A 19,610-nucleotide genomic window follows, 5' to 3' on the forward strand; every position below is an offset into this window, starting at 1 on the left:
CGTTCACACGTCAGACGCACGCTTGAATCTTCATGAGTCGCCGCCTAGGGTGTGACATGAAAGTTCAAGTGAAGGGGTCGGCCTTGTGTCGGCGGCCCGTCAAGGAGAAGACCTCATGAGTGACCTGAAGATCGCCGTCATCCTCGGCAGCACCCGGCCCGGCCGCAACGGCAAGGCTGTCGCGGACTGGGTGGTGGATCGTTCCGGCGCCCGCGCCGGTGTCGAGTACGAGCTGGTCGACCTGGCCGACTACCCGCTGCCCCACCTGGACGAGGCCATGCCGCCGGCCATGGGTCAGTACCAGGGCGAGCACACCCAGGCGTGGGCGGCCAAGATCGCCGAGTTCGACGGGTACATCTTCGTGACCCCCGAGTACAACCACTCCACCTCGGGCGTGCTGAAGAACGCGATCGACTACCTGTACGGCGAGTGGAACAACAAGGCCGCCGCTTTCGTGTCCTACGGTTCGCTCGGCGGCGCCCGGGCCATCGAGCACCTGCGGGGCGTGGCCAGCGAACTGCAGCTCGCCCACGTGCGTCAGCAGCTGTCCTTCTCGCTGTTCACCGACTTCGAGAACTTCTCCGTCTTCAAGCCGGCCGAGCAGCACGACGCGGCCGCGACCACCCTGTTCGAGCAGCTGGAGTCCTGGGCCCGCGCCCTGAAGACGGTCCGCGGCTGACGCCCGCGCCCGCCGGAAGGCGGGCGTAAGGACTTCGCCCCTCCGCTGTAGCTGCAGGAGAGGTGCCGAACGCCGAACGCCGAATGCGGGATGCCGCGTTGGCGGCGGGTTCGGCCGGATTCGCGGCCGACGTCCGCAACGGGGCTCCGGTGGCCCGGGGCTCCGTTTGCGGACGTCGGCCCTTTCCGCTTTCCGGGGGCAGGCGGCCACCCCGGCGCCGCCTGCGGTTGAGGCGTGTCGTGGTCAGGTCGCCAGCACGGTGAGGACGTCTCGCACGGTCATCGCCACGGCATCGCGGGCCGGGCCGAGGTATGTGCGCGGGTCCGTCAGCGCCGGCTTGCTGAGCAGCACATCGCGGACGGTATGGGTCAACGAGATGTTGAGCGCCGTCCCAATGTTGATCTTCACCATGCCCGCCAGGACCGCGGCGCGGAGTTCTGCATCGGGAACCCCGGATGATCCGTGCAGCACCAACGGGACCGGAACAGTCTCGCGAAGGCGTGCGATGAGGGTGTGGTCCAAGACCGCCGACCGCTCGGTCATGGCGTGGCTGCTGCCGACCGCGACCGCCAGGGCGTCCACACCCGTACGCGCCACGTAGTCGGCGGCTTCCGCCGGGTCGGTGCGCACTCCTTCGGCGTGCGCACTGGCGGGGGAGTCGGGCTTGCCGCCGACGTATCCCAGTTCGGCCTCGATCCAGAGGCCGGCTGTGTGCGCCCATTGTGCCGCTGAGGTTGTAGCGGCGAGGTTGTCGGCGTAGGGCAGTGCCCCGGCGTCGAACATCACGGAGGAGAAGCCGGTGTCGGCCGCCTGGTGCAGCAGGCCGATGTCGGTGACGTGGTCGAGGTGCAGAGCGACGTCGACCGTTGCCGTCTGAGCTATGGAGGACGCCGCCAGCGCGAGGGGAGTGAGCCGTCCACCGTGGTACCGCACGGCGTTCTCGCTGATCTGCAGGATCACCGGCCGGCCGGCGGCCTCGGCGCCCGTCACGATGCCCTCGGCGTGCTCCAGGGTGATGACGTTGAAAGCGGTGACGCAACCGTGCTCGGCGGCGGCCCGGGCAACGAGGTCTGCGGTGGGGACCAAGGGCATGTGCGTACTCCTCGTACGGGGCTCGACTGTCGTGAGGGAGAAACCTGGCCCGCCCTGTGGGCGGGCCAGGTCCAAGCAGCAGCAATGCAGCGGCTTACGGGCGCGCAGCCGGGGTTGACGGCTGAAGTGCCTGGGGGATCTCCTCGCGCTTCTCGTCGGCGTAGACCATCAGCGTCGATCCGCCGAGGGCGAGCACGATGCCGATCGTCGCCCAGATCGTCGGCAGCGTCTGATAGACCACCAGCGACAGCACGATCGTGAGGACGGGCGCCAGGGCGTTGGTGATCGGTGCGACGACGCTGGCCTTGCCGCGGCTGAGCGCCATGACGAGGAACAGTGCGCCCACGGCGTTCAGGATCTGGGTGCCGGCGGTGAGAGCCGGGGCCTGCCAGGGCGCGTCGGGCAGCCCGCCCATCATGAGAACGGCGACAGGGACGAGGAGCAGTCCGCTGATGGTCATCCAGCCGAACGTCGTCGCGTCGTTGACCCCGGCGAGGGCGGCCTTGCGCATGAAGAACGCCTGCGCTCCCCAGGCCACACAGATGAGGACGGCCAGGAGCAGCCAGGAACCGGTGCTGACCGAGCCGCCCGCGCCCGCGGGGATGCTGATCAGCACGATGGCGATCAGCGCGGCGATCACTCCGATGACGGCGAGTCTCCCGATACGCTCCCGGAGCAGTGCCACGGCCATCAGTACCGTGATCACGGGCGAGAGGGAGACCACGGGGAAGATCAGGTACGCGGGACCATCGGACAGCGCCTGGAACAGCAGGAGTTGACCGCCTGCTCCGGTGAGTCCGGCCGCGAGCCCGTACACCGCGGCGATCGGGCGGCGGTCGAACCTTTCCCGGCGCAGTGCGACCGCGGCGGGGACGAGCATGGTGAAGGCCCAGATGACGTAGATCATCTCGTCCGGGTAGCCGTAGCGCTCGGTCGGCTGACTGGAGAACGCTCCCCAGACGCCCCAGAACAGAACCAACAGGCCCGCGTAGAGGATCCAGGTCCGTTTGTCACGCGTCGTCATGGCTGTCCTCCGTGGTGGTGATGTCCGAGCAGGAGCGCAGGGTGGCCAGTGCCTCGGTGCCGAGAGGGGTGCCGGCGAGCTTGGCCGCGTAGATCGCGGCGCCCACCACCGGCTCGAACAGGGGTTGCCGCAGTTCGTACTCGGCCGCGCTGCTCTTGAGCGCGGTGGTGAACGCGTCGAGCACGCGGGCCGAGCGGAAGACGCCGCCGGAGTAGGAGACGAGGACGGTCTCGTCGGGGGAGAAGCCCAGGCGGCGTCGGGCACTGTCCACCAGCAGGGCCAGTTCCCTGCCGGCCTCGGTGAGGACGGTGGCGGCCTCCGTGTCGCCCGCCTCGGCCGCCTCGACCACCAACGGGGTCAGGGAGGCTATCTCGCTGCGGTGTCCCTGCCAGCGGTTGAGTACGACGTCGATCACCTCGAGGTCCGAGGCCAGCTGGAGGTGCCGGCGCAGCAGCTTTGCGAGAGGGCCCTCGGGCAACCGGCCGTCGCTCATCCGGGAGAACACGTTCAGCGCCCGGGCGGCGATCCAGTACGCCGATCCCTCGTCGCTGAACAGTTCGCTCCAGCCGCCGGTGCGAACCCCGTGGCCCTGCCGCTCGCCATAGGTCATCGAGCCGGTGCCGCTGATCACGTTGATGCCGTCCACCGCGCCGAGCGAACCAGCCCAGCCGCAGATCATGTCGTTGTCGCTCGCGTAGCGCTGGTGCCCCAGTACCCGGCCGGGGGCGGCGTCCAGCGCGGCGACGTCGCCGGGGACCTCTCCGTAGCCGGGCAGGCCCAAAAACGCGTGGTCGATGTCCGCGGGTGTGATGCCCGCGGCCCGGGTCACGGCCCCGATGCCCTGTTCGAGGACCCGTACGACGTGGTCGACGCCACCGGTGGCGTTGTCTGCGAAATAGTAGGCACCCTCTCCGAGAGCGCGGGCCCGGATGGTGCCCGCGCTGTCGATCAGACAGAAGGCTGTCTTCGTGCCTCCGCCGTCCACACCTAGAAACATCGTTGTTCCTCCGCTCGGCTTTCTCTGGACGCTGTTACGCGACGTCGTTCTGTCGCTCGGGGAGCGCGTGCACGGTCACGCCCTGCACCACGCGGTTCACCTCTCCCGAGGGGAACGGGTTGTCGGGCCGGATGCCGCGGGCCATGGAGGAACGCAGGGCGATGAGCTGCGCGGTGACCACGGCGGGCAGGGCGAGCGCGGCGTCGTCGGCGCCGACGAGTCCGGGCAGCAGCCAGGTGTCGTCCCCGGGCAATCCGTCGGGGGACGCGGTGACGGCCACGACGCTGCCGGGCGCGAGGCCAGCGCGCAGCTCGGCGATGATGTCGAGGTCGTAGCGGCGCGTGTAGGGGTCGTTGGACACGTACACGACGACGGCCGTGCGGTTGTTCAGCACCGACTTGGGGCCGTGGCGGAAGCCGAGTGAGGACTCCGAGGATGCGACGAGTGCGCCCCCGGTCAACTCGAGCAGTTTCAGGGCGGACTCCTGGGCCAGGCCCTTCAGCGCACTGCTGCTGCCGAGGTAGACCAGCCGCTCGGGCCGGCGGGCCAGCAGGGCGTCGATGGCCTGGTCCAGGCCTCCTGCCGTGATGTGCTCGGCCGCCGCGGCCGGTGCCTCGATGTCGTCGGTGTCCAGCGCACCGAAAGCGAGCAGGGACGCCAGCAGCATGCTGGTGAAGCTCGACGTCATGGCGAAGCCCTGGTCGTTGGCCGCAGCAGGCATGAGCAGGACGTGGGATGCGGGTGCCTCGCCGTGCGTCCGGGCCAGGTGTCCGGCGCTGTTGCAGGTGATGACGAGGTGGTTCACGCGGGTCAGGACCTGCTCGGCGAGCCGGGTGGCCGCGACGCTCTCGGGGCTGTCCCCGGACCGCGCGAAGGACACGAGCAGCGTGGGGACGTCGTACGGGAAGGCGGCACAGGGGTCGGCGACGATGTCGGTGGTGGACACCGCGTCCACGTGCCGGCCGGTGGCCTGCGCTATCGCCGACCGGACGACCTCCCCGGCGAAGGCCGAGGTCCCGGCTCCGGTCAGGACGATCCGCAGGTCCTTCTCGGCGAGCAGCGGGGTGAGGAACGTGTCCAGGCGGTCCCGCCCGTCGGCGACGATCGCGCCGACCTCACGCCATACCGAGGGCTGCTGGGTGATCTCCGCGACCGTGTGGTCGGCCCCGCCGCCCTGGGGCATCGCGTCGTGGGTGGAGGTGGTCACACGTACTCCTTGTCTTGAACACGGCATGCGCGGTCGTAGTCGCGCAGGACGTCTCGGATCCGGTCGACGACCAGGTCCCGGGGCGTCGCGGTCAGAGCGCCGGTTCGAACCCGCCGGTACTGGTCGGGCAGGTGGGCACTCAAAAGGGGAAGGGGGATGTCCAGGGCCGAGAGGTTGGCGAACAAGCGGTCCTGCGCGGCGGCTATCTCGGGGTCCGGCCAGTAGTAGCGCATGCGGTCGCTGTAGCTGTATCGCCTGGCCAGCCGCTGCTCGGCGGCGTCTCCCTCGTAGTACCCCGACCACCAGGAGGGCTCCTCGCGCATCCGGCGGTCGACCACCTCGGTGATCCACGAGCGCACCCCGGAGGCAACAAGCTCGTCCTCGACGGCAGCCAGTGCGAACAGGGCCTCGCGCAGCGCGAACGTCAGCCCCGGCCCCACTTTGAGCACGGCCCAGTGGTCCTCCACCAGGGCCGCCAGCCCGTCGACGGTCTGGTAGTCCGTCGAGTGGGCCTCGAAGACCATGTTCGGCTCGCCCGCCAGGACCTCACGCAGCTCGATCGTCCGCTCGCGCCGGTAGTCGAACACCTGAAGGTGGTCGAATTCGACACCCGGCTGCACGACCAGGGCCATCACACGGGGCCAGGCCTCGGAGACACGGTGCGCCGTGAACGCGTCCCGATTGCGCTCCAGGGTCAGGCGTGCGGAAGGGGGGCTGGTGGCCGCCATGTCCTCCAGGGTCTCGTGGGCCCCTCCCGGCACCGGCACCTCGGTGCCGATGACGTAGCGCAGGGCGCCGGCAAAGCCGCCCGCGGTCTCCTCGGCCACACGCACCAGGCGGGCGGTGCGTTCGGCGACCACGTCGTCCGTCAACGGTACGGGGTCGCCGGCGCAGGAGAAGCTGCAGTCGAGGTGGATCTTCGTGAAGCCGGCCCGGACGTACGCCGCGACGAGGGTGTCCGCCTCGGCCATGGCCTCCTGCGGCGGCAGCGAGCGCCACCGGTTGGGTCCCAGGTGGTCTCCGCCGAGGACGACCCGGTCCAGCGGCAGGCCGTGCTCGGTGGCGATGCCGTGAACCAGCTCACGGAAGTCCTCCGGCCGCATGCCGGTGTACCCGCCGTACTGGTCCACCTGGTTGGAGGTCGCCTCCACCAGGAGGGTGCCTCCCGAGGCGAGCGCCTGGCGTACGGATGCCTCGATGACCAGCGGGTGGGCCGAGCACACGGAGGTGATGCCGTGCGACTCACCCGCCTTCTGGCGTCGCACCACTTCGTCCAAGGGGTTCCACATGATCCGCTCCAAGGTTCGCCGAAGGGCGCGGCCCGAAACGGTACGCATGCCTCCGGAAACGTCTCCGGAATGCTATTGGTATGCCTCTTGGTCGTCAATGGTCTCAATCTGGTATTGAACTGGTCTCACTCTAACTGGTATACATCTGGTATGCCATCGGACAATGCTCTCCCTCAGGGCCTGCTGGGCGCCGACTCCCTGCCCCTGTACTCCCAGATCGCCGGCCGCCTTCTGGACGACATCGCCGCCAACGGCGCCCGACCCGGGGACCGCCTGCCGTCCGAACGGTCGCTGGCCGGCCGGTACGGGGTCTCACGCGTCACACTGCGCAGCGCACTGAACGAACTGGCGGAGCGCGACGTCATCGAGTCCTCGCCGGCCCGTGGATGGTTCCTCGCTCAGGGCTACGAACGCGCGGTACCGGCCTCCCGGCCGTCGTCCGCTCCCGAAGGCGGTCAGTCGGTGCAGGGCTTCGCCGACTACGCCGACCAGCACGGTTTCCAACTCCGGGACGAGGTCCTGGAATCCAGGGTCCGAGCGGCCACGGTCCAAGAGTCCGAGCTGCTGCGCATCGGCCCGGGGGCGGCGCTCTTCGAGATGCGCCGACTGCGTTTCCTGGATGACATCGTCGTCGTCCTCGAGCACAACCGGCTGCCCCTCGGGCTGTGTCCGCAACTGGCAGAAACCGACTTCACCAAGGACACCCTCTTCGCCACCCTCCGCCGCGCCGACCCACCCCAACTGCCCAAGGTCGCCGACTACTCCGTGGAGGCCCGGCACCCCACCGAGGAGGAGCGCAACCTGCTGGAGATCACCGATGCGACCCCCGTCCTGGTCGCCACGCAGCTCGCCTTCAACCAGAACGCCCAGCCGCTGGAACTCACCGCAGCGGTGTTCCGCGGCGACCGGTACCACTTCAGGGCCTCGATCACCGGGTGAACTCGCCGCCCCCCCGTGACATGGCTTGGGCCGGATCCGCGACTGAATCCGCAACGGGGCTCCGGCAGCCCCAGGCCCCGTTGCGTACTTCGGCCGTTCCGCTCCCGGGGGATCAGCACGGGTCAGCATTTTGCGTCCCTGCGATGCCCGGATCTTGCGGATCTCGAAGCCGATCGCATCTCCGACGGTCGGGCGTTGCGGTTGATCGCCGGGACTCAAGGTGGTTCTGCCGGTCCGGGGTGTCATCCTTGGCCCGTGTTCTCATCTGATCATGTGGGCGTCGTGCTCTTCGATGTTGATGGCACCCTCGTACCAGGTACGAGTTCTCCGGCCTTTCTGGCCGGCTTCCTCGGTCATCGAAGCGAGCTGGTCAAGGCAGAGGACGCCTATGCCTCAGGCGCCCTGGACAATCGGCAAGTCTGCGAGCTGGATGCCGCGGGCTGGGACGGCGTGACTGAACAACAGGTCTCTGACTGGCTCGACGGGCTTCCGCTGGTCTCGGGCATCGCGGAGACGGTGGCCTGGTGCCGGCAGAACGGGTTGGCGCCTGTGCTGGCAACCCTGGCCTGGGCGCCGGTCGGCCGCTACCTCACCGACCGCTTCGGCTTCCACGCGTTCAGCGGACCTCGGCTGGAGAACGCCGGCGGCCGGTTCACAGGCAGGGTCGCCCGTCACTTCGACGAGTACGGCAAACGCGATTTCGCTCTCGCGCAGCTGCGAGAGCTCGGCTTGACTCCCCGCGCGTGCGGGGCCGTTGGAGACAGCCGCTCTGACCTGCCACTGTTCGCATCTGTCGAGTTGAGCGTGGCGTTCAATGCCTCGGCAGGAGCGCGCGGCGGCAACCGCCGCGGTGGACGACGATGACCTGCGAGGCGTGCTTCCCGTCTTGAGCCGCTTGGTGACAGCCACGCGTTGACGGCCGCAGCGAGGACGGTCGCCTGGTAGCGGACGGCGAGCTCGCTCCTTGAAGTCTCCGCCGTAGACGGTGTGTTCGGCGGCCGGTTCGTGGCGGCCTCGCAAGCGGCCTGAGCGGCCTGAGCACATTGCGCCTTCGGTGCTCTCGCGCATCCTGATCGTGGCGGAACACCGTCCAGAGCGCGACGTGGCGGCCGGGCGTGATCCAGGCACATGGCCCGACCTCGTGACGGCATCCGCTCGGCTGCAGAGTTTACGATCCAGAGCGCAGTCCCAGCACACTGTGCTGCACCACGCCCGAGGGAAGGTTCTGATCTCCCGAAGCCTGGGCAGTCAACTCCACGAGGCCGGCTCGGAGTTCGGCGGCGGGCTCACCAAGGACGATCGCGCTGATGATCAGCTCCATCATCAGACAGTCGTATGCGTCCCCCATACTCCGGTAGCGTTCGCGATCGGCCTCCACAACAGCAGAGGCGATCTTCCTCCCACCACCGGTCACTGGGGCGAAGGACGCCTCATAGACGCCGTGGCCGGTCCAACTCCGGTGCATGAAAAGGACATCGCCTTCAACGAAGACGTTCCACTTCTCATCCATGTCCCGGGCGTGATATCCGCGTCGGATCCGGTCCCAGTCCTCGTCAGTCCAGACCCGATCCGGCACCTGAGACACCGGGAGGGGCGTGCTGATCGGATGGAGGCGCCGGAACGACTCTCGAGTGAGCGGGACATCGGCAGTCATGACGTGATCCTACGGCAGCGCACGGCGTGCGGAAGCCGGCCAGCCTATGGGGTGCGGGCGCCAGTCGTGTTCACCGCGAGGTTCCGCTCAGATGCCCGCCGTGCGGTGTGAGTTGACCGCTACGGCAGCGGTGGAGCGGTACGGGCACAAACCGCATGGCCACGAACCAGGGCAGGCCGCTGAGCGGTCCTCTCTTCGGTGTGGAGGGCCCCGGCAAAGGTCTTCCGCCCTTGCAGCGGGGCGATGGGACTTGGGCGCGGATCCTTTGAGGGCAGGCGGCGCTGGCTCCGTTCAGGCTTCAAACAATCTCGGGTGCCCGGGCGGGGGAGGGACCATGACAATGGTGACATGCGGTCGCCCAAGCTCACTGAGGATGACTATGAGCGCACTGTCGAAAGCCTGCGCGGCACGCGCCTTATAGAAGTGACTTACTACCCTTTGAGCTGTGGAGACGATGACACCGAGGTCGAGGAGTGGGACTTCGGTGCGTGGCACCAGCCCACGATGGGCGTCGCCATGATTGCCGAGAACGGCACGCAATATTCGGCAGTGTGGGGCCATAGTTTCGACCACCATGGCTTGGAGGTCTTCCGAGAGCCGATGGCCAGCCTGCTGACCATGATCGGACAGCCCGGAGGGACGCCATCCGTTGTTGTAACGGGCCATCCCTCATGGTCAGGGCTCATCGGAGTTCCGCTGGTGGGCGCCGAAATCCTCTGGTCCGAGGGCGACTTCGGACTCCGGCTGCCGGTTGCTGTCGAGCTTCGTGCACCTGCTGCCACGGCGTGGCTTGTCTCGGGCCGTCCGGCACAGTGGCCATCAGACGGGCGTTTCTACCTCGGAACCGACGACGTCATGACCGTTTTCACGCACGAAGCCGCCACTGCCATCGGCCTCTCTCCGGAAAGTACAGAAGACTGACGACGGCCAGGAGAATCCAGGGGCACCGGTGGCGCGATGAAGGCGGCGCAGGACGGAGCGTTTCGGCGCAAGCGGGCATGTGGGACGGTCCCTTCTCATTCACCACCCGTGTGGTGCGCCGACTGGTTCGAGGGTGCGTGACCGGGTGCTGATCGCCCACGCCACCCAGATCGACCCGGACGGCCCGTGGTTCTGGGTGCCGCTCGATGTCCGGCGCGAGGTCTGGCCGACGGAGGACTACGAGCTAGCCCGCTCACTGGTCGAGATCCGGCTCCCCGAGAACGTCTTGTTCGCCGGCATCACCGTCTGACCCCGGCCTCGCCGGAAAGCCCCGTCCGCCCAGGTGGCGGAGACGGGGCCACGCACTGCCAGGCCCTCCAGTACGGCGGTGCCGAACGGCAGAAGGTCTACCTCTCGGACCGAGCTGCACGCCTGGTCCTTGATGAACTCGGCGCCCCTGATGCCTTCTTCGATCTCGCTGACACGCGATCAATCACAGTGCATGGCCTGATCCGGTGGTCTTGGACGACTCACCGCTGGGACGAATGCCCAAACTGCCGACGGTGAGCATGCGCTCGCTGTCTGCGTGCGGTCTGTTACCGCAGCGCGAGGACCGCGAGTACGCCCCGTGCAGCTGTTCCGTCTGGCCAGGTCCATCCGGCGACGAGGTGTGCGGAGGACCTGTGCGCGTCCTGGGTCGGCCGCAGGATGCGGTTGATGTGAACGTCAGTCCCGGGCTGTGGGGCGGTTCCCTGCACGGTGACGGTGGGGTCGGGGGTGTCGCTCTTGCTCTGGTGCTGCGGTATCGCCTCGCCGTGCAGAAGCGCCCGCAATTGGGCCATGACCACTGGGTCGTGGACGCCGTCGTAGATCCACCGGGTGCCGAGCACCCCGTGCTCGGACGTGCCGATCAACGCCTCGCTGGGAGCATCCTCCCATGCCGCGCCGCGGTAGCCCATCGGCACCAGATACGGGACCGACTCCTGGGCGGTGGTGTCCGCTACGATCATGAACTCGATCCCGACCGCGCCTTTCGGATCGTCCAGACGGAACCCGCCGGCCTTGACCAGTTCCGGCGTGTGTGCGTCGCCCACGTACCAGCTCTGCTTCGGCAGCCAGCCGGTGAGCAGCTCCAACTTGGTGGGCGTCATGGTGGTGCGATGGATCGCGGCCATGCGAGTTCTCCCTCACTCGTAGGTCTGGCCCGTTCTCCAACGGGATGTGATCGAACCTATCGGGCACAGCCCGCTCCTCCCGCTTTCCGGGCGGCAGCGAGTGGTCTCGTAGTCCGTGCCCGTGGTCCTCGTGCCCTGTGACCGTCACGTTCCCGACCTGCAGGAACAGGGCTTCCGCCGCGGCGGTTTCGCCCCCTTGGAAGGGTGGGGTCTTGCCGTGGTGGAGTCCTGGTGCGGCGTGATGTGTTCGTTCGGTGGGCTGAACGCGGTGGTTGTCCTGGTCGTATCTGGGAGAGTGCCTTCGTCACCGACGGCGTCAACTGCCGCTCGGGTGGCGTGTATCCGTATGTCCCCCCCACCAGTGCGTGGACGCGAAACGCGTTCTCGCTTGCGCAGCACGGAGCATGTTGTGACCGACGATCTCTACTGCCGGCTCGGCGCCTACCTTCGCACCGTCCGTCAGTCCCGCGGTATCGCACAGGAGGATCTCGCCCGGGCCGTGAAACTCACCCGCGGTTCCATCGCCAATCTGGAAGCCGGCCGTCAGCGCATCCAGGTCCACACCCTCGTCGCCGCTTGCCACGCACTCGGCCTCGATCCGGCCGAGGCCCTGGCCGGGGCGCTGGAGGGCCGCGTTGCTCCGGCGCCGTTACCGGCTGATGACCGGGCCCGGCTTGCTCCGTTGCTTCGTCAGCTGTCCTCCGTCCGCGACGGCATCGACCAGCTGCTGAGACTGGAGAGCCGGTAACCGGTCACCGGACACCGGCAATCGCGCGCGTGCGTACGCGGGCGGATGTCTGTCAGCGCGTGGTCGGGCGCTGGCGCACGGTGTTGTTCCGGCTCCGGTGCTGGAGTGGAAGGGGCGTGAATCGGTGTGATGCACGCCCCTGCGGCGAGGTGATGCGGCCCCTCTTCGGTGGGGTGGTTTTGCCGGCCCGGCAGGGGGTGTGAGGGACAGGGTGCACGTCGCGGGCCTGCCGGCAGATCCACCGGCGAACGGGTGCCGCCTGCGGCAGGGCCGGTTCGGACGTCGATGGCGTCTCAGTGCTGGATCAGGCCGCAGACCGGGACGGGGGCGACGTGGCCGGTTGCCGGGAGCATCTGAGCCAGGGCGAGCCCGATGTCGACGAGCGATGACCGGCGCAGGCCGGCGACATCGGGGAGCAGGGTCCAGATGGATTCGGCGATGTCACCGTTCGGCTCCGGCCGTAGTCGGCCGTCGGTGATACGGACCTGGTAGAAGATGCCGACATTCTGATGCTCTGGTCCGCCGGGGACGGCACGTTCGGCCGCGGGGATGACCCGGGACTCCACGCCGAGCAGGCGTTCCACCACCGCGTGGCAGCCGGTCTCCTCAGCCACTTCCCGGATCACCGCGTCGAAGGGATCCTCCACGTGTTCGACCCTGCCACCCGGGAGGGTCCAGGTGCTCTCGCCCGTCGGCGGCACGTGACGGGCGAGCAGTACCCGCCCGCCCTCGATGCACACGGCGTATGCCGCCAGCCGAAAACTCATCCCGCGCACCTCCTGTCCGGACCCTACCCCGACGTCCAGGATCCGTCGGTGACGGTGGAGCCGCGGCGGAACAGGCCGGCTGGGACGGGCTGTTGGCAGGCGGTGTCAGGAATCGGCGGGCAGGATCTGGACCAGGCCGACCCGGTTGCTGTCGTCCGCCTCGGTGTGGGTGGCTCGGACCGTGCAGGGGGCCGACGGGCAGCGGGACAGGGGCCTGGGCGGGAGACCCGCCGTCGGGGTGTGCGGTGTTGAGTTCGGAGCCTGCTTCGGCGGAGTGACCATTCTCGATCTCTACCGCGAGATCACCACCCGCGGCTTCCGCGGCCACTGATCCACCGTCCGTGACGGGGCTCGGCGTAGCCTGCCACGGACGCGAAACCTCACTGGATCGTGCCACATGCGGTCCTGGTTGCTGTTCAAGACCGCCGGGAAAGCGTGTCGTCCCGCCTTCTTACACCAGTTCGAGCCGTTCGCGGGCTCCCGTCACCCAGCGCAAGACGCCATGGGAGTCGGTGCTCTCGGCGAGCTCTGCAGCCTCCTTGAGCAGTGTGTCCGCTTCGTCCCGCCGGTTCTGCTCAACGGCGAACTCGGCGAGCATGATCAGATTTGCCGCCACCCCCGGCCAGAACCCGAGTTCGCGCCGCAGACGCGTGGAGTCCTCGAAGTGTGTTCGTGCCGCATCCAGCCGTCCGGCCATGTGCTCCGCGAAACCAAGGTGCCGAAGGGCGTAGGACATGGTCAGCCGGTCGTCGGCCTGGGTGGCGAGATCAAGAGCGCGATTGAAGGAGGGCAGGGCGGTTGTCGTGTCATTGCGGACCACCTGGTGGAAGGTCCCGATCCAGAACAACGCCTCCCCCTCACCCCGCGCATTGCCGAGCCGCCGGTACAGCTGTGCTGCGTGCTCGAACAACTCCAGCTCCCGCGCGTCCTCGACTCTCTCTTCCAGGAAGCGGGCATGAACAAGACGGCCACGGGCCAGTGCAAGGTCTGCCTCGACCGCATCGAGACCCCGGTCGGCAGTGGCCAACGCGGCACTGTCACCGCCGAAGACGGCGCGTTCGTAGAGGAGTTCAGCCTGCTCGATTCGCGTATCCGTAGTCATGCGGCGATCGTATGGTCACCGGCATCCTCTGTGGCGGTCGATTCGCTTGCCGCTCCTGGTACCCCGCAGCCTGCCCCGCCCGTCACCGCTCCCGCCCCCGCATTGACCGGTGCAAGAGGCCACTTGGACAGGCAAAACGCAACTTCGACATGGCCCGCAGAGACAGCTACCTTCACCTGGTCTTCGGCGATTGCCCACGGTCGCATGAGGAGTTCCTTGGGGCTGAGCCATCCGCGAGGGGATGAGTTGGCCACGCCCCACGAATCCTCGCCCCCAGGCGTCAGCCACTGAACCGGGTCCGCCAGGTACCCCCAACGAGGGAGAGTCGCATGTCCCGTCTTGCGCTGTACACATTCGGTGTTCTGAAGTCACCTCTCGCCGATCCCGCACCTCCCACGCGCGAGTTCTACGACATTGGTGAGGCCGTCTACCGGAAGATGAGCCAGCACCCCGGGTACCTTGCGCGTGCTGAAGCGGCAGGTGGTGACCGGGGCATGCTCTTCGAGGCGGACTGGGGTGCATGGGGAGAGTTCGCCGTACCGACCTGGTACGGCAAGGGCCGTACGGTGGAAACCACCGCCCTGGCCGCGACCCTCTCAATGTGGACCGACCTGCGCCCCGCCTTCGACGCCGTCTACACCGGTCTGCACCGTGAGGCGCTGAACAGGCGTTACGACTGGTTCGAGAGGACAGGGCACCCAAATTACGTGATCTGGTGGGTCTCCGACGGAGTGACACCCACCTGGCAGGACGGGGTTTCCAGGCTGGAACACCTCCACGACCACGGCTCCGCGCCGCACGCCTTCACCTTCCACCACTCCTTCGCCCCGGAGGGAACTTTCACCAGGATCAAGGGCATCGGGCCGAAGAGCGACCAGGTTCGCTGACAAGGAAGCCTGAATGACTGGGTTCGCTGTCAAACGCCTCGATTGAACGGAGCCGACCACTTAAGCGCCGGCTTTTGTCCGCATGTTTCTCACCCCCCGAGAGGCCGATGGGTTCAGGGAAACCGAAGCCTGTTCAGCGGGAACTCGCGGGTCGGTCCCACCCTGTGTATCAACTGGGCGTATCCGTTGGGTCGGCTGGAATTGTGGGGTGGGCCGCGAGGCGGCGGGCTTCGGCCGTGACCTCTGCATCGACCTGGTTCACGGTTCTGTCACCGTATTCGAGGACGTCGTACTCATCGTCGAGTTCGGCGAGCCGCTCAGTCAGAGGCAGCTCATGTCCGTAGCGCTGGTGAATCCGGAAAGTGAACTCCCGAGGCGTGACCTCGCCGGCGAGCATGTGGCGTGCGAGGGCTCGGGCGGCGGCTTCCTGGCCGGCCTTGCTGGCGACGGGATAGAAGGTGAGGCCGAGTTCGGGGAGCGCTGCGGGGAGCAGGTCGTGGACGTCGTAGTCCGCCTCGGCGCGCGTGCAGGCGGCGAGGATGCGAAGGCCAGGGGTGTCGAGTCCGGCGACGAGCGCATCACAGGCGGCATTGACGACATCGCTCGCGCGGATTTCCCCCATACTCCAAAGGGCGGCATGGTCCTGTAGAGCGATCGCTGCTGCTTCGGCCGGCGTCACTCGCTCATGATGCCCCTCACGGTGCGTCCCGGTCGAGCAGATTTCACCGACGGTGCTGGTCAACGGCCTGTCCCAGCGGGGCTCGTGCGGAGTCCGTGCAGCGCATCGCGATCTTCTCGTCGAGTGCGAAGACCTCGGCGAGGATCACGCACCCGGTGCCCCGCTGCCGTGCGACCGGACCTGGGCAGGGGGCTTCGCACCGGTCTTCAGATCGCAGGCAGCGGAGGCGCCACCCGTCGTCCCAGACCGAACTCCTCGGCCCCGTCGTTACTGACGAACGCAACTGTTCCTGCGGGGACCCCGGGCAGGATCAAAGGCGTCGGGCCGAAGAGCGACCAGGTTCGCTGACAAGGAAGCCTGAACGACGATCAACGGTCCGCCCATCGACTCCGCCCAGATGGGGGAGGCGGGGGAGGCAGCGGCTGCGGTGGGTGAAGAGGCGCCGCTCATGCAGTCAGTGCGCGTCCGCCCACCGACAACGCCCTGCGCCGTCGGCCGGCGGCGGGCTGGGACCGGTTGGTGTGTAGTGGGTGAGGTGTCCGGGGCGGGCTAGGTGTCCGTGTTCCCCGGCATTTCCCGGCCTGTTGTGCCCGGGCAGTTCACCCTGGTGGTGTCCTGCAGCCTGCGGGAGGCGGCGCGGGGTGGCCGATAGGATGGCTGGCCCTTGCCGGCAGCGATGAGGGGTGTCGCGGTGAACTTGTACCGTCCTGCCTGCGTGGTTCGTGCGGCGGTGCTGTCGGCCGGGTCCTGGGGTACCGCGGTCGCGAAGGTCCTGGCCGATGCCGGCAACGATGTGGTCGTTCATGCCCGCCGGGGTGAGGTCGCCGACGCGATCAACACCCGGCACCGTAATCTGGCGTACTGGCCCGACAGGGAGCTGCCCGCAGGTTTGAGGGCGACGACCGACCCGGCCTTTGCACTGGAGGGCGCCGATTGCCTGGTGCTGTCCATTCCCGCCCAGACCCTCCGCGGCAACCTCGCTGCGTGGGCGCCGCACATCGGCCCGGGCACGGTGATCGTGTCGCTGATGAAGGGCATCGAGGCGGGTACCGGACTGCGGGTCAGCCAGGTCATCACGGAGGTGACGGGGCTGCCGGCGGAACGCGTCGCGGTGCTCTCCGGTCCGAACCTGGCGGCCGAGATCATGGCGGGACAGCCCGCGGCCGCAACCATCGCATGCCCCGACGAGACCGTCGCGCAACGCCTGCAGAAGGTGTGCCACACGGCCTACTTCCGCCCCTACACGAGCACGGACGTGATCGGCTGCGAACTCGGCGGCGCCCTGAAGAACGTGATCGCTCTCGGGGCGGGCATCGCCACCGGCATGGGCGTCGGCGCCAACGCAACGGCGGTGCTGATCACCCGGGGCCTGGCGGAGACCACCCGCCTCGCGGTCGCTATGGGCGCCGATGCGGCCACCCTGGCCGGCCTTGCCGGGCTGGGCGATCTCGTGGCTACCTGCTCGTCCCCGCTCTCCCGCAACTACGCCTTCGGCACACACCTCGGCCGCGGCGTGAGCGTGCAGCGGGCGGTGGCCGCGACCCGCCGGACCACCGAGGGCGTCCGGAGCGCCGAGGCCGTCCTGGACCTGGCCCACGCCCATGGCGTGGAGATGCCGATCACGCGCGTCGTCGTCGCCCTGCTGAACGAGAAGATCAGCCTCGACGAGGCCGCCGCCGTACTCATGCAGCGGCCGCCCAAACCCGAACGCTGACCTGCCCCTTCACCCGCCCCTGCCTCGTCCCCGGTCGCGATGACGACGGTCGGCGTACGGCTGATCCCGGACGGGGCCGGTTCGGGCCCGGGCCGGGGGAGCGGGGTGCGGGGTGGCAGCGGCGTGGCAGGCACGCGCGGCCGCGCCCACCGCTCCGGCTGGGCCCGCCGTGTCCGCCGTAAGGGCTGCGCCGGGCCCGCGGTGCCCAGCTACGGGAAGTCTTCGGCGTGTTGCGGCAGCCGGCGTCCACCGTCGGCGGGCGTGCCCGGGTGTCGCCGTTACGGGTGGTCGGGGTGAGGCGGGGTGGTGTCGGTGGGGGTGGTGGCGGGTTTGGCGTGGAGAACTTCGCGGGCTTGTTCGGCGGCGCGGGTGATGCTTTCGCTGATGAAGTCGAGGAAGCGGGCGACGTTTTCCAGGCGGGTGGCGGCGGGGGTGTGGGGGCCGAGAACGGTGACGCCCTGGCGTGCGGTTGCGACGAGTTGGTCGTTGGCGCGGGCGCTGGCGATGGTCGCCTGGTAGAAGAGTTCGTCGTCGACGATGTAGCGGTCGCGGCGGCGTTCGTCGCGTTCGCGGCGTACCAGGCTCTGGCTCTCCAGGAAGGCGATCGCCTTGGAGATGGACGCCGGGCTGACGTGGAGGCGCTGGGCGAGCTGGGATGCGGTGAGGCTGCCCGCGTCGGTGGTGAACAGGCAGGTCAACACCCGGGCCGTCATCTTGGTCAGGCCGGAGGCCATGAGGACGGTGGTGAGGGTCTCTTCGTACTCGGCGACGGCGGCGGCGTCGCGTCCGTCGGGCTGGGGGGCCGAGTGGGGTGTGCGGGAGGAGGCGGGCCGGCGGTGGGCGCGGCGTTCGGTGGCGCGGTGGGCCAGATCGGCGCGGTAGGCGGCGGGGCCGCCGTTGCGCATCACCTCACGGGTGATCGTCGAGGTCGGACGCTGAAGGCGCCGGGCGATCTCGGCGTAGGGGAGACTGTCCGCCAGCCCCAGCGCGATCTGCCGGCGTTCCTGCTGGGTGAGCCTGCCTCCCGGCATCGTGATCTCCCTGATGGTGCTCGCGTGAGGGTCCTTGACCGGCGGTCGCCGATCCCCGCCACTCTAGCGTTCACCGTTCATCCATTGCAATGATCGGCATCAGGTTCGTTGCGTTGCCAGCAAGACCGTTGCAACATTTTCCCAGCATCCACCTGGAGAGACACCGATTATGTGCAACGAGTGTGTTGTCAGAATATGGAAAGCAACGTAGCGTTTCTGGAGTCGGAAACAGTGAGTGTGTATGGGAGAGCATCATGCAGACGTTCGCCAGCCCCGCCCCGATCTCCGCCGTCCTTCAGGTTGCGGCCGGGCGTGTCCGGTTCATCGCCGCCGACCGTGCCGACACCGTCGTCGAGGTCCGGCCCGCCGACCCCGCCAAGGGCCGCGATGTGCGCTGTGCCGAGCAGACCCGCGTCGAGTACGCCGACGGCACCCTGCGGATCCACACCCCCCAGGAGGCGAACCGCCTGGTGGGCCCGTCCGGCTCGCTGGAGGTCACCGTCCAACTGCCCGCCGGCTCCCGCATCGAGGCCAAGGCCGCCAGCGCCGAGCTGCGCGGCGTGGGCCGTCTCGGCGACGTCGTCTTCGACGGCGCCTACCGCCACATCAAGATCGACGAGGCGGCGAGCGTCCGCCTCACCGCGGTCGACGGCGACGTCGAGATCGGCCGGCTGGGCGGCCCCGCCACGATCAGTACCGCCCGCGGCGACATCCGGATCACCGAAGCCGTGCGCGGCACGCTCGAACTGCGCACCCAGTCGGGCGACATCACCCTCGGCGCCGCCGCCGGCGTCTCGGCCGCCCTCGATGCGCACACCGGCCTCGGCCGTATCAACAACTCCCTCAAGAACGACGGCACCGCCGGGCTCGACATCCACGCCATCACCTCCCACGGCGACATCACCGCCCGCAGCCTGTGAACCCCGGCGGATCCCGCCCCGAGGCGGGATCCGCCGGGCCGTCACCGACCACCCCGCCCCCGCCCGGCGGGGGCGTGCGGTCCCCGGCAAGGGGCCCCGCACCCGCCGCACACGGCGCCTCATCATCAGCGGTGTCGGCCTGATGGGGGATAGTAGGCTGAATCCAGCGGGATCGGGCCCGCAGCACAGCGTCCAGGAGGTGCTTCATGTCAGCCGAGATGGTGGCCCCGGCGTGGATGCATGAGCAGATCACGGCGGAGGAGTACGAGTCCTGGTCCGAGGAGCAGTGCGCCGGTGTCGAGATCGTGGACGGGATGGTCGTTGTGAGTCCGAGTGCGTCCAAGCGGCACAACCGGCTGGCCCGGATTCTGGCGAACGCCCTTGATGCCGCCGCGGGCCCGGAGTGGAATGCCGATACGGACTTCGACGTCCGGCTTCAGGACCTCCCTCTCACCAATCGCCGCCCGGACGTCGTCGTATACCGCGCAGACACGATCGACATCACTCCCACCCGCCCTGAGCATGTGCTGTTGGTCGCGGAGGTGGTGTCGCCAGGCTCGGAGACCACCGACCGGGTTGTGAAGGTCGACCAGTACGCCAAGGCAGGCATCGGCTTCTACTGGCGGATCGAGCAGGCCGCGACAGGCGTTCCTCTCGTGTACACCTACGTTCTCGACCCCGCAACGAAAACCTACCGGGACGGAGAGGTGTTCACCGGCGTCCTCAAGGCAGCGGCCCCCTTCCCGGTGGAGATCGACCTCGGCCAGGTGTGACCCACGCGCTGC

General features: G+C 68.5%; 20 protein-coding genes and 1 pseudogene. 10 read left to right on the forward strand and 11 right to left on the reverse strand.

The window, feature by feature from the left end:
* Positions 1-115: 115 nt before the first annotated feature.
* Entirely contained in the window at positions 116-679 is a 564-nt protein-coding gene (locus ACSHXN_RS43040; protein ID WP_355141643.1) for an NADPH-dependent FMN reductase, read from the forward strand.
* Between the two features lie 243 nt (positions 680-922).
* On the opposite strand, the gene ACSHXN_RS43045 is transcribed toward ACSHXN_RS43040, so the two are convergent.
* The 5 genes from ACSHXN_RS43045 to ACSHXN_RS43065 all read right to left on the reverse strand — a co-directional run bounded on the left by ACSHXN_RS43045 (position 923) and on the right by ACSHXN_RS43065 (position 6,288).
* The gene (locus tag ACSHXN_RS43045; protein WP_438306370.1) at positions 923-1,771 is read right to left on the reverse strand and encodes a class II fructose-bisphosphate aldolase; all 849 of its coding nucleotides are present in this window, start codon (positions 1,769-1,771) and stop codon (positions 923-925) included.
* A 94-nt stretch (positions 1,772-1,865) separates the two neighbouring features.
* The gene (locus ACSHXN_RS43050) at positions 1,866-2,795 is read right to left on the reverse strand and encodes a DMT family transporter (RefSeq protein WP_355805267.1); all 930 of its coding nucleotides are present in this window, start codon (positions 2,793-2,795) and stop codon (positions 1,866-1,868) included.
* A complete protein-coding gene (locus ACSHXN_RS43055) occupies positions 2,782-3,792 on the reverse strand; it encodes a BadF/BadG/BcrA/BcrD ATPase family protein (RefSeq protein ID WP_438306371.1) in 1,011 nt (336 codons plus the stop codon). Before ACSHXN_RS43055 ends, ACSHXN_RS43050 begins: the two co-directional genes overlap by 14 nt.
* Before the next feature lie 34 nt (positions 3,793-3,826).
* A complete protein-coding gene (locus tag ACSHXN_RS43060) occupies positions 3,827-4,999 on the reverse strand; it encodes an SIS domain-containing protein (protein WP_438306372.1) in 1,173 nt (390 codons plus the stop codon).
* Complete coding sequence (locus tag ACSHXN_RS43065; protein WP_438306373.1) at positions 4,996-6,288, reverse strand: D-tagatose-bisphosphate aldolase, class II, non-catalytic subunit; 1,293 nt, start codon at positions 6,286-6,288, stop codon at positions 4,996-4,998. The genes ACSHXN_RS43060 and ACSHXN_RS43065 overlap by 4 nt, the downstream gene beginning before the upstream one ends.
* Positions 6,289-6,438: 150 nt before the next feature.
* Between ACSHXN_RS43065 and ACSHXN_RS43070 the strand changes: the two genes are divergently transcribed.
* Together ACSHXN_RS43070 and ACSHXN_RS43075 are read left to right on the forward strand one after the other, a co-directional pair.
* The gene (locus tag ACSHXN_RS43070) at positions 6,439-7,227 is read left to right on the forward strand and encodes a GntR family transcriptional regulator (protein WP_345554603.1); all 789 of its coding nucleotides are present in this window, start codon (positions 6,439-6,441) and stop codon (positions 7,225-7,227) included.
* Between the two features lie 282 nt (positions 7,228-7,509).
* Positions 7,510-8,143, forward strand: a pseudogene (locus ACSHXN_RS43075) (HAD family hydrolase).
* 252 nt (positions 8,144-8,395) lie between these two features.
* Here ACSHXN_RS43075 and ACSHXN_RS43080 read toward each other — a convergent pair.
* Positions 8,396-8,881, reverse strand: a complete 486-nt coding sequence (locus ACSHXN_RS43080) for a hypothetical protein (protein ID WP_438306374.1) — start codon at positions 8,879-8,881, stop codon at positions 8,396-8,398.
* 348 nt (positions 8,882-9,229) lie between these two features.
* On the opposite strand from ACSHXN_RS43080, the gene ACSHXN_RS43085 reads away from it, so the two are divergent.
* Both ACSHXN_RS43085 and ACSHXN_RS43090 read left to right on the forward strand, forming a co-directional pair.
* On the forward strand, positions 9,230-9,802 hold the full coding sequence (locus ACSHXN_RS43085; protein WP_355141626.1) for a hypothetical protein: 573 nt from the start codon (positions 9,230-9,232) through the stop codon (positions 9,800-9,802).
* A 133-nt stretch (positions 9,803-9,935) separates the two neighbouring features.
* Positions 9,936-10,112, forward strand: coding sequence for a hypothetical protein (locus tag ACSHXN_RS43090; protein ID WP_438306375.1), 177 nt, complete (start codon positions 9,936-9,938; stop codon positions 10,110-10,112).
* 286 nt (positions 10,113-10,398) lie between these two features.
* On the opposite strand, the gene ACSHXN_RS43095 is transcribed toward ACSHXN_RS43090, so the two are convergent.
* Positions 10,399-10,977, reverse strand: coding sequence for a maltokinase N-terminal cap-like domain-containing protein (locus tag ACSHXN_RS43095; protein WP_355141624.1), 579 nt, complete (start codon positions 10,975-10,977; stop codon positions 10,399-10,401).
* Between the two features lie 409 nt (positions 10,978-11,386).
* Between ACSHXN_RS43095 and ACSHXN_RS43100 the strand changes: the two genes are divergently transcribed.
* A complete protein-coding gene (locus tag ACSHXN_RS43100) occupies positions 11,387-11,725 on the forward strand; it encodes a helix-turn-helix domain-containing protein (protein WP_355141622.1) in 339 nt (112 codons plus the stop codon).
* Positions 11,726-12,018: 293 nt separating this feature from the next.
* Here the strand turns inward: ACSHXN_RS43100 and ACSHXN_RS43105 are convergent, their stop codons facing one another.
* Together ACSHXN_RS43105 and ACSHXN_RS43110 are read right to left on the reverse strand one after the other, a co-directional pair.
* Complete coding sequence (locus ACSHXN_RS43105) at positions 12,019-12,492, reverse strand: NUDIX hydrolase (RefSeq protein ID WP_438306376.1); 474 nt, start codon at positions 12,490-12,492, stop codon at positions 12,019-12,021.
* Positions 12,493-12,943: 451 nt separating this feature from the next.
* A complete protein-coding gene (locus ACSHXN_RS43110; RefSeq protein ID WP_356114235.1) occupies positions 12,944-13,594 on the reverse strand; it encodes a tetratricopeptide repeat protein in 651 nt (216 codons plus the stop codon).
* 329 nt (positions 13,595-13,923) lie between these two features.
* Between ACSHXN_RS43110 and ACSHXN_RS43115 the strand changes: the two genes are divergently transcribed.
* Positions 13,924-14,481: a DUF3291 domain-containing protein gene (locus ACSHXN_RS43115; protein WP_438306377.1), complete on the forward strand. Its 558-nt coding sequence runs from the start codon at positions 13,924-13,926 to the stop codon at positions 14,479-14,481.
* A 169-nt stretch (positions 14,482-14,650) separates the two neighbouring features.
* Here ACSHXN_RS43115 and ACSHXN_RS43120 read toward each other — a convergent pair whose 3' ends face one another.
* Positions 14,651-15,223 (reverse strand): hypothetical protein, encoded by a 573-nt coding sequence (locus ACSHXN_RS43120; protein ID WP_438306378.1) that lies wholly within the window; start codon positions 15,221-15,223, stop codon positions 14,651-14,653.
* Positions 15,224-15,851: 628 nt separating this feature from the next.
* Between ACSHXN_RS43120 and ACSHXN_RS43125 the strand changes: the two genes are divergently transcribed.
* A complete protein-coding gene (locus tag ACSHXN_RS43125) occupies positions 15,852-16,874 on the forward strand; it encodes an NAD(P)H-dependent glycerol-3-phosphate dehydrogenase (RefSeq protein WP_383357863.1) in 1,023 nt (340 codons plus the stop codon).
* Between the two features lie 278 nt (positions 16,875-17,152).
* On the opposite strand, the gene ACSHXN_RS43130 is transcribed toward ACSHXN_RS43125, so the two are convergent.
* Complete coding sequence (locus ACSHXN_RS43130; protein WP_383357862.1) at positions 17,153-17,905, reverse strand: helix-turn-helix domain-containing protein; 753 nt, start codon at positions 17,903-17,905, stop codon at positions 17,153-17,155.
* Positions 17,906-18,159: 254 nt separating this feature from the next.
* Between ACSHXN_RS43130 and ACSHXN_RS43135 the strand changes: the two genes are divergently transcribed.
* On the forward strand, positions 18,160-18,825 hold the full coding sequence (locus ACSHXN_RS43135; RefSeq protein WP_383357861.1) for a DUF4097 family beta strand repeat-containing protein: 666 nt from the start codon (positions 18,160-18,162) through the stop codon (positions 18,823-18,825).
* Between the two features lie 206 nt (positions 18,826-19,031).
* Positions 19,032-19,598: a Uma2 family endonuclease gene (locus ACSHXN_RS43140; RefSeq protein WP_355142426.1), complete on the forward strand. Its 567-nt coding sequence runs from the start codon at positions 19,032-19,034 to the stop codon at positions 19,596-19,598.
* Positions 19,599-19,610 lie beyond the last annotated feature (12 nt).

It is taken from the genome of Streptomyces sp. HUAS TT11 (assembly GCF_051553595.1).
Lineage (GTDB): Bacteria > Actinomycetota > Actinomycetes > Streptomycetales > Streptomycetaceae > Streptomyces.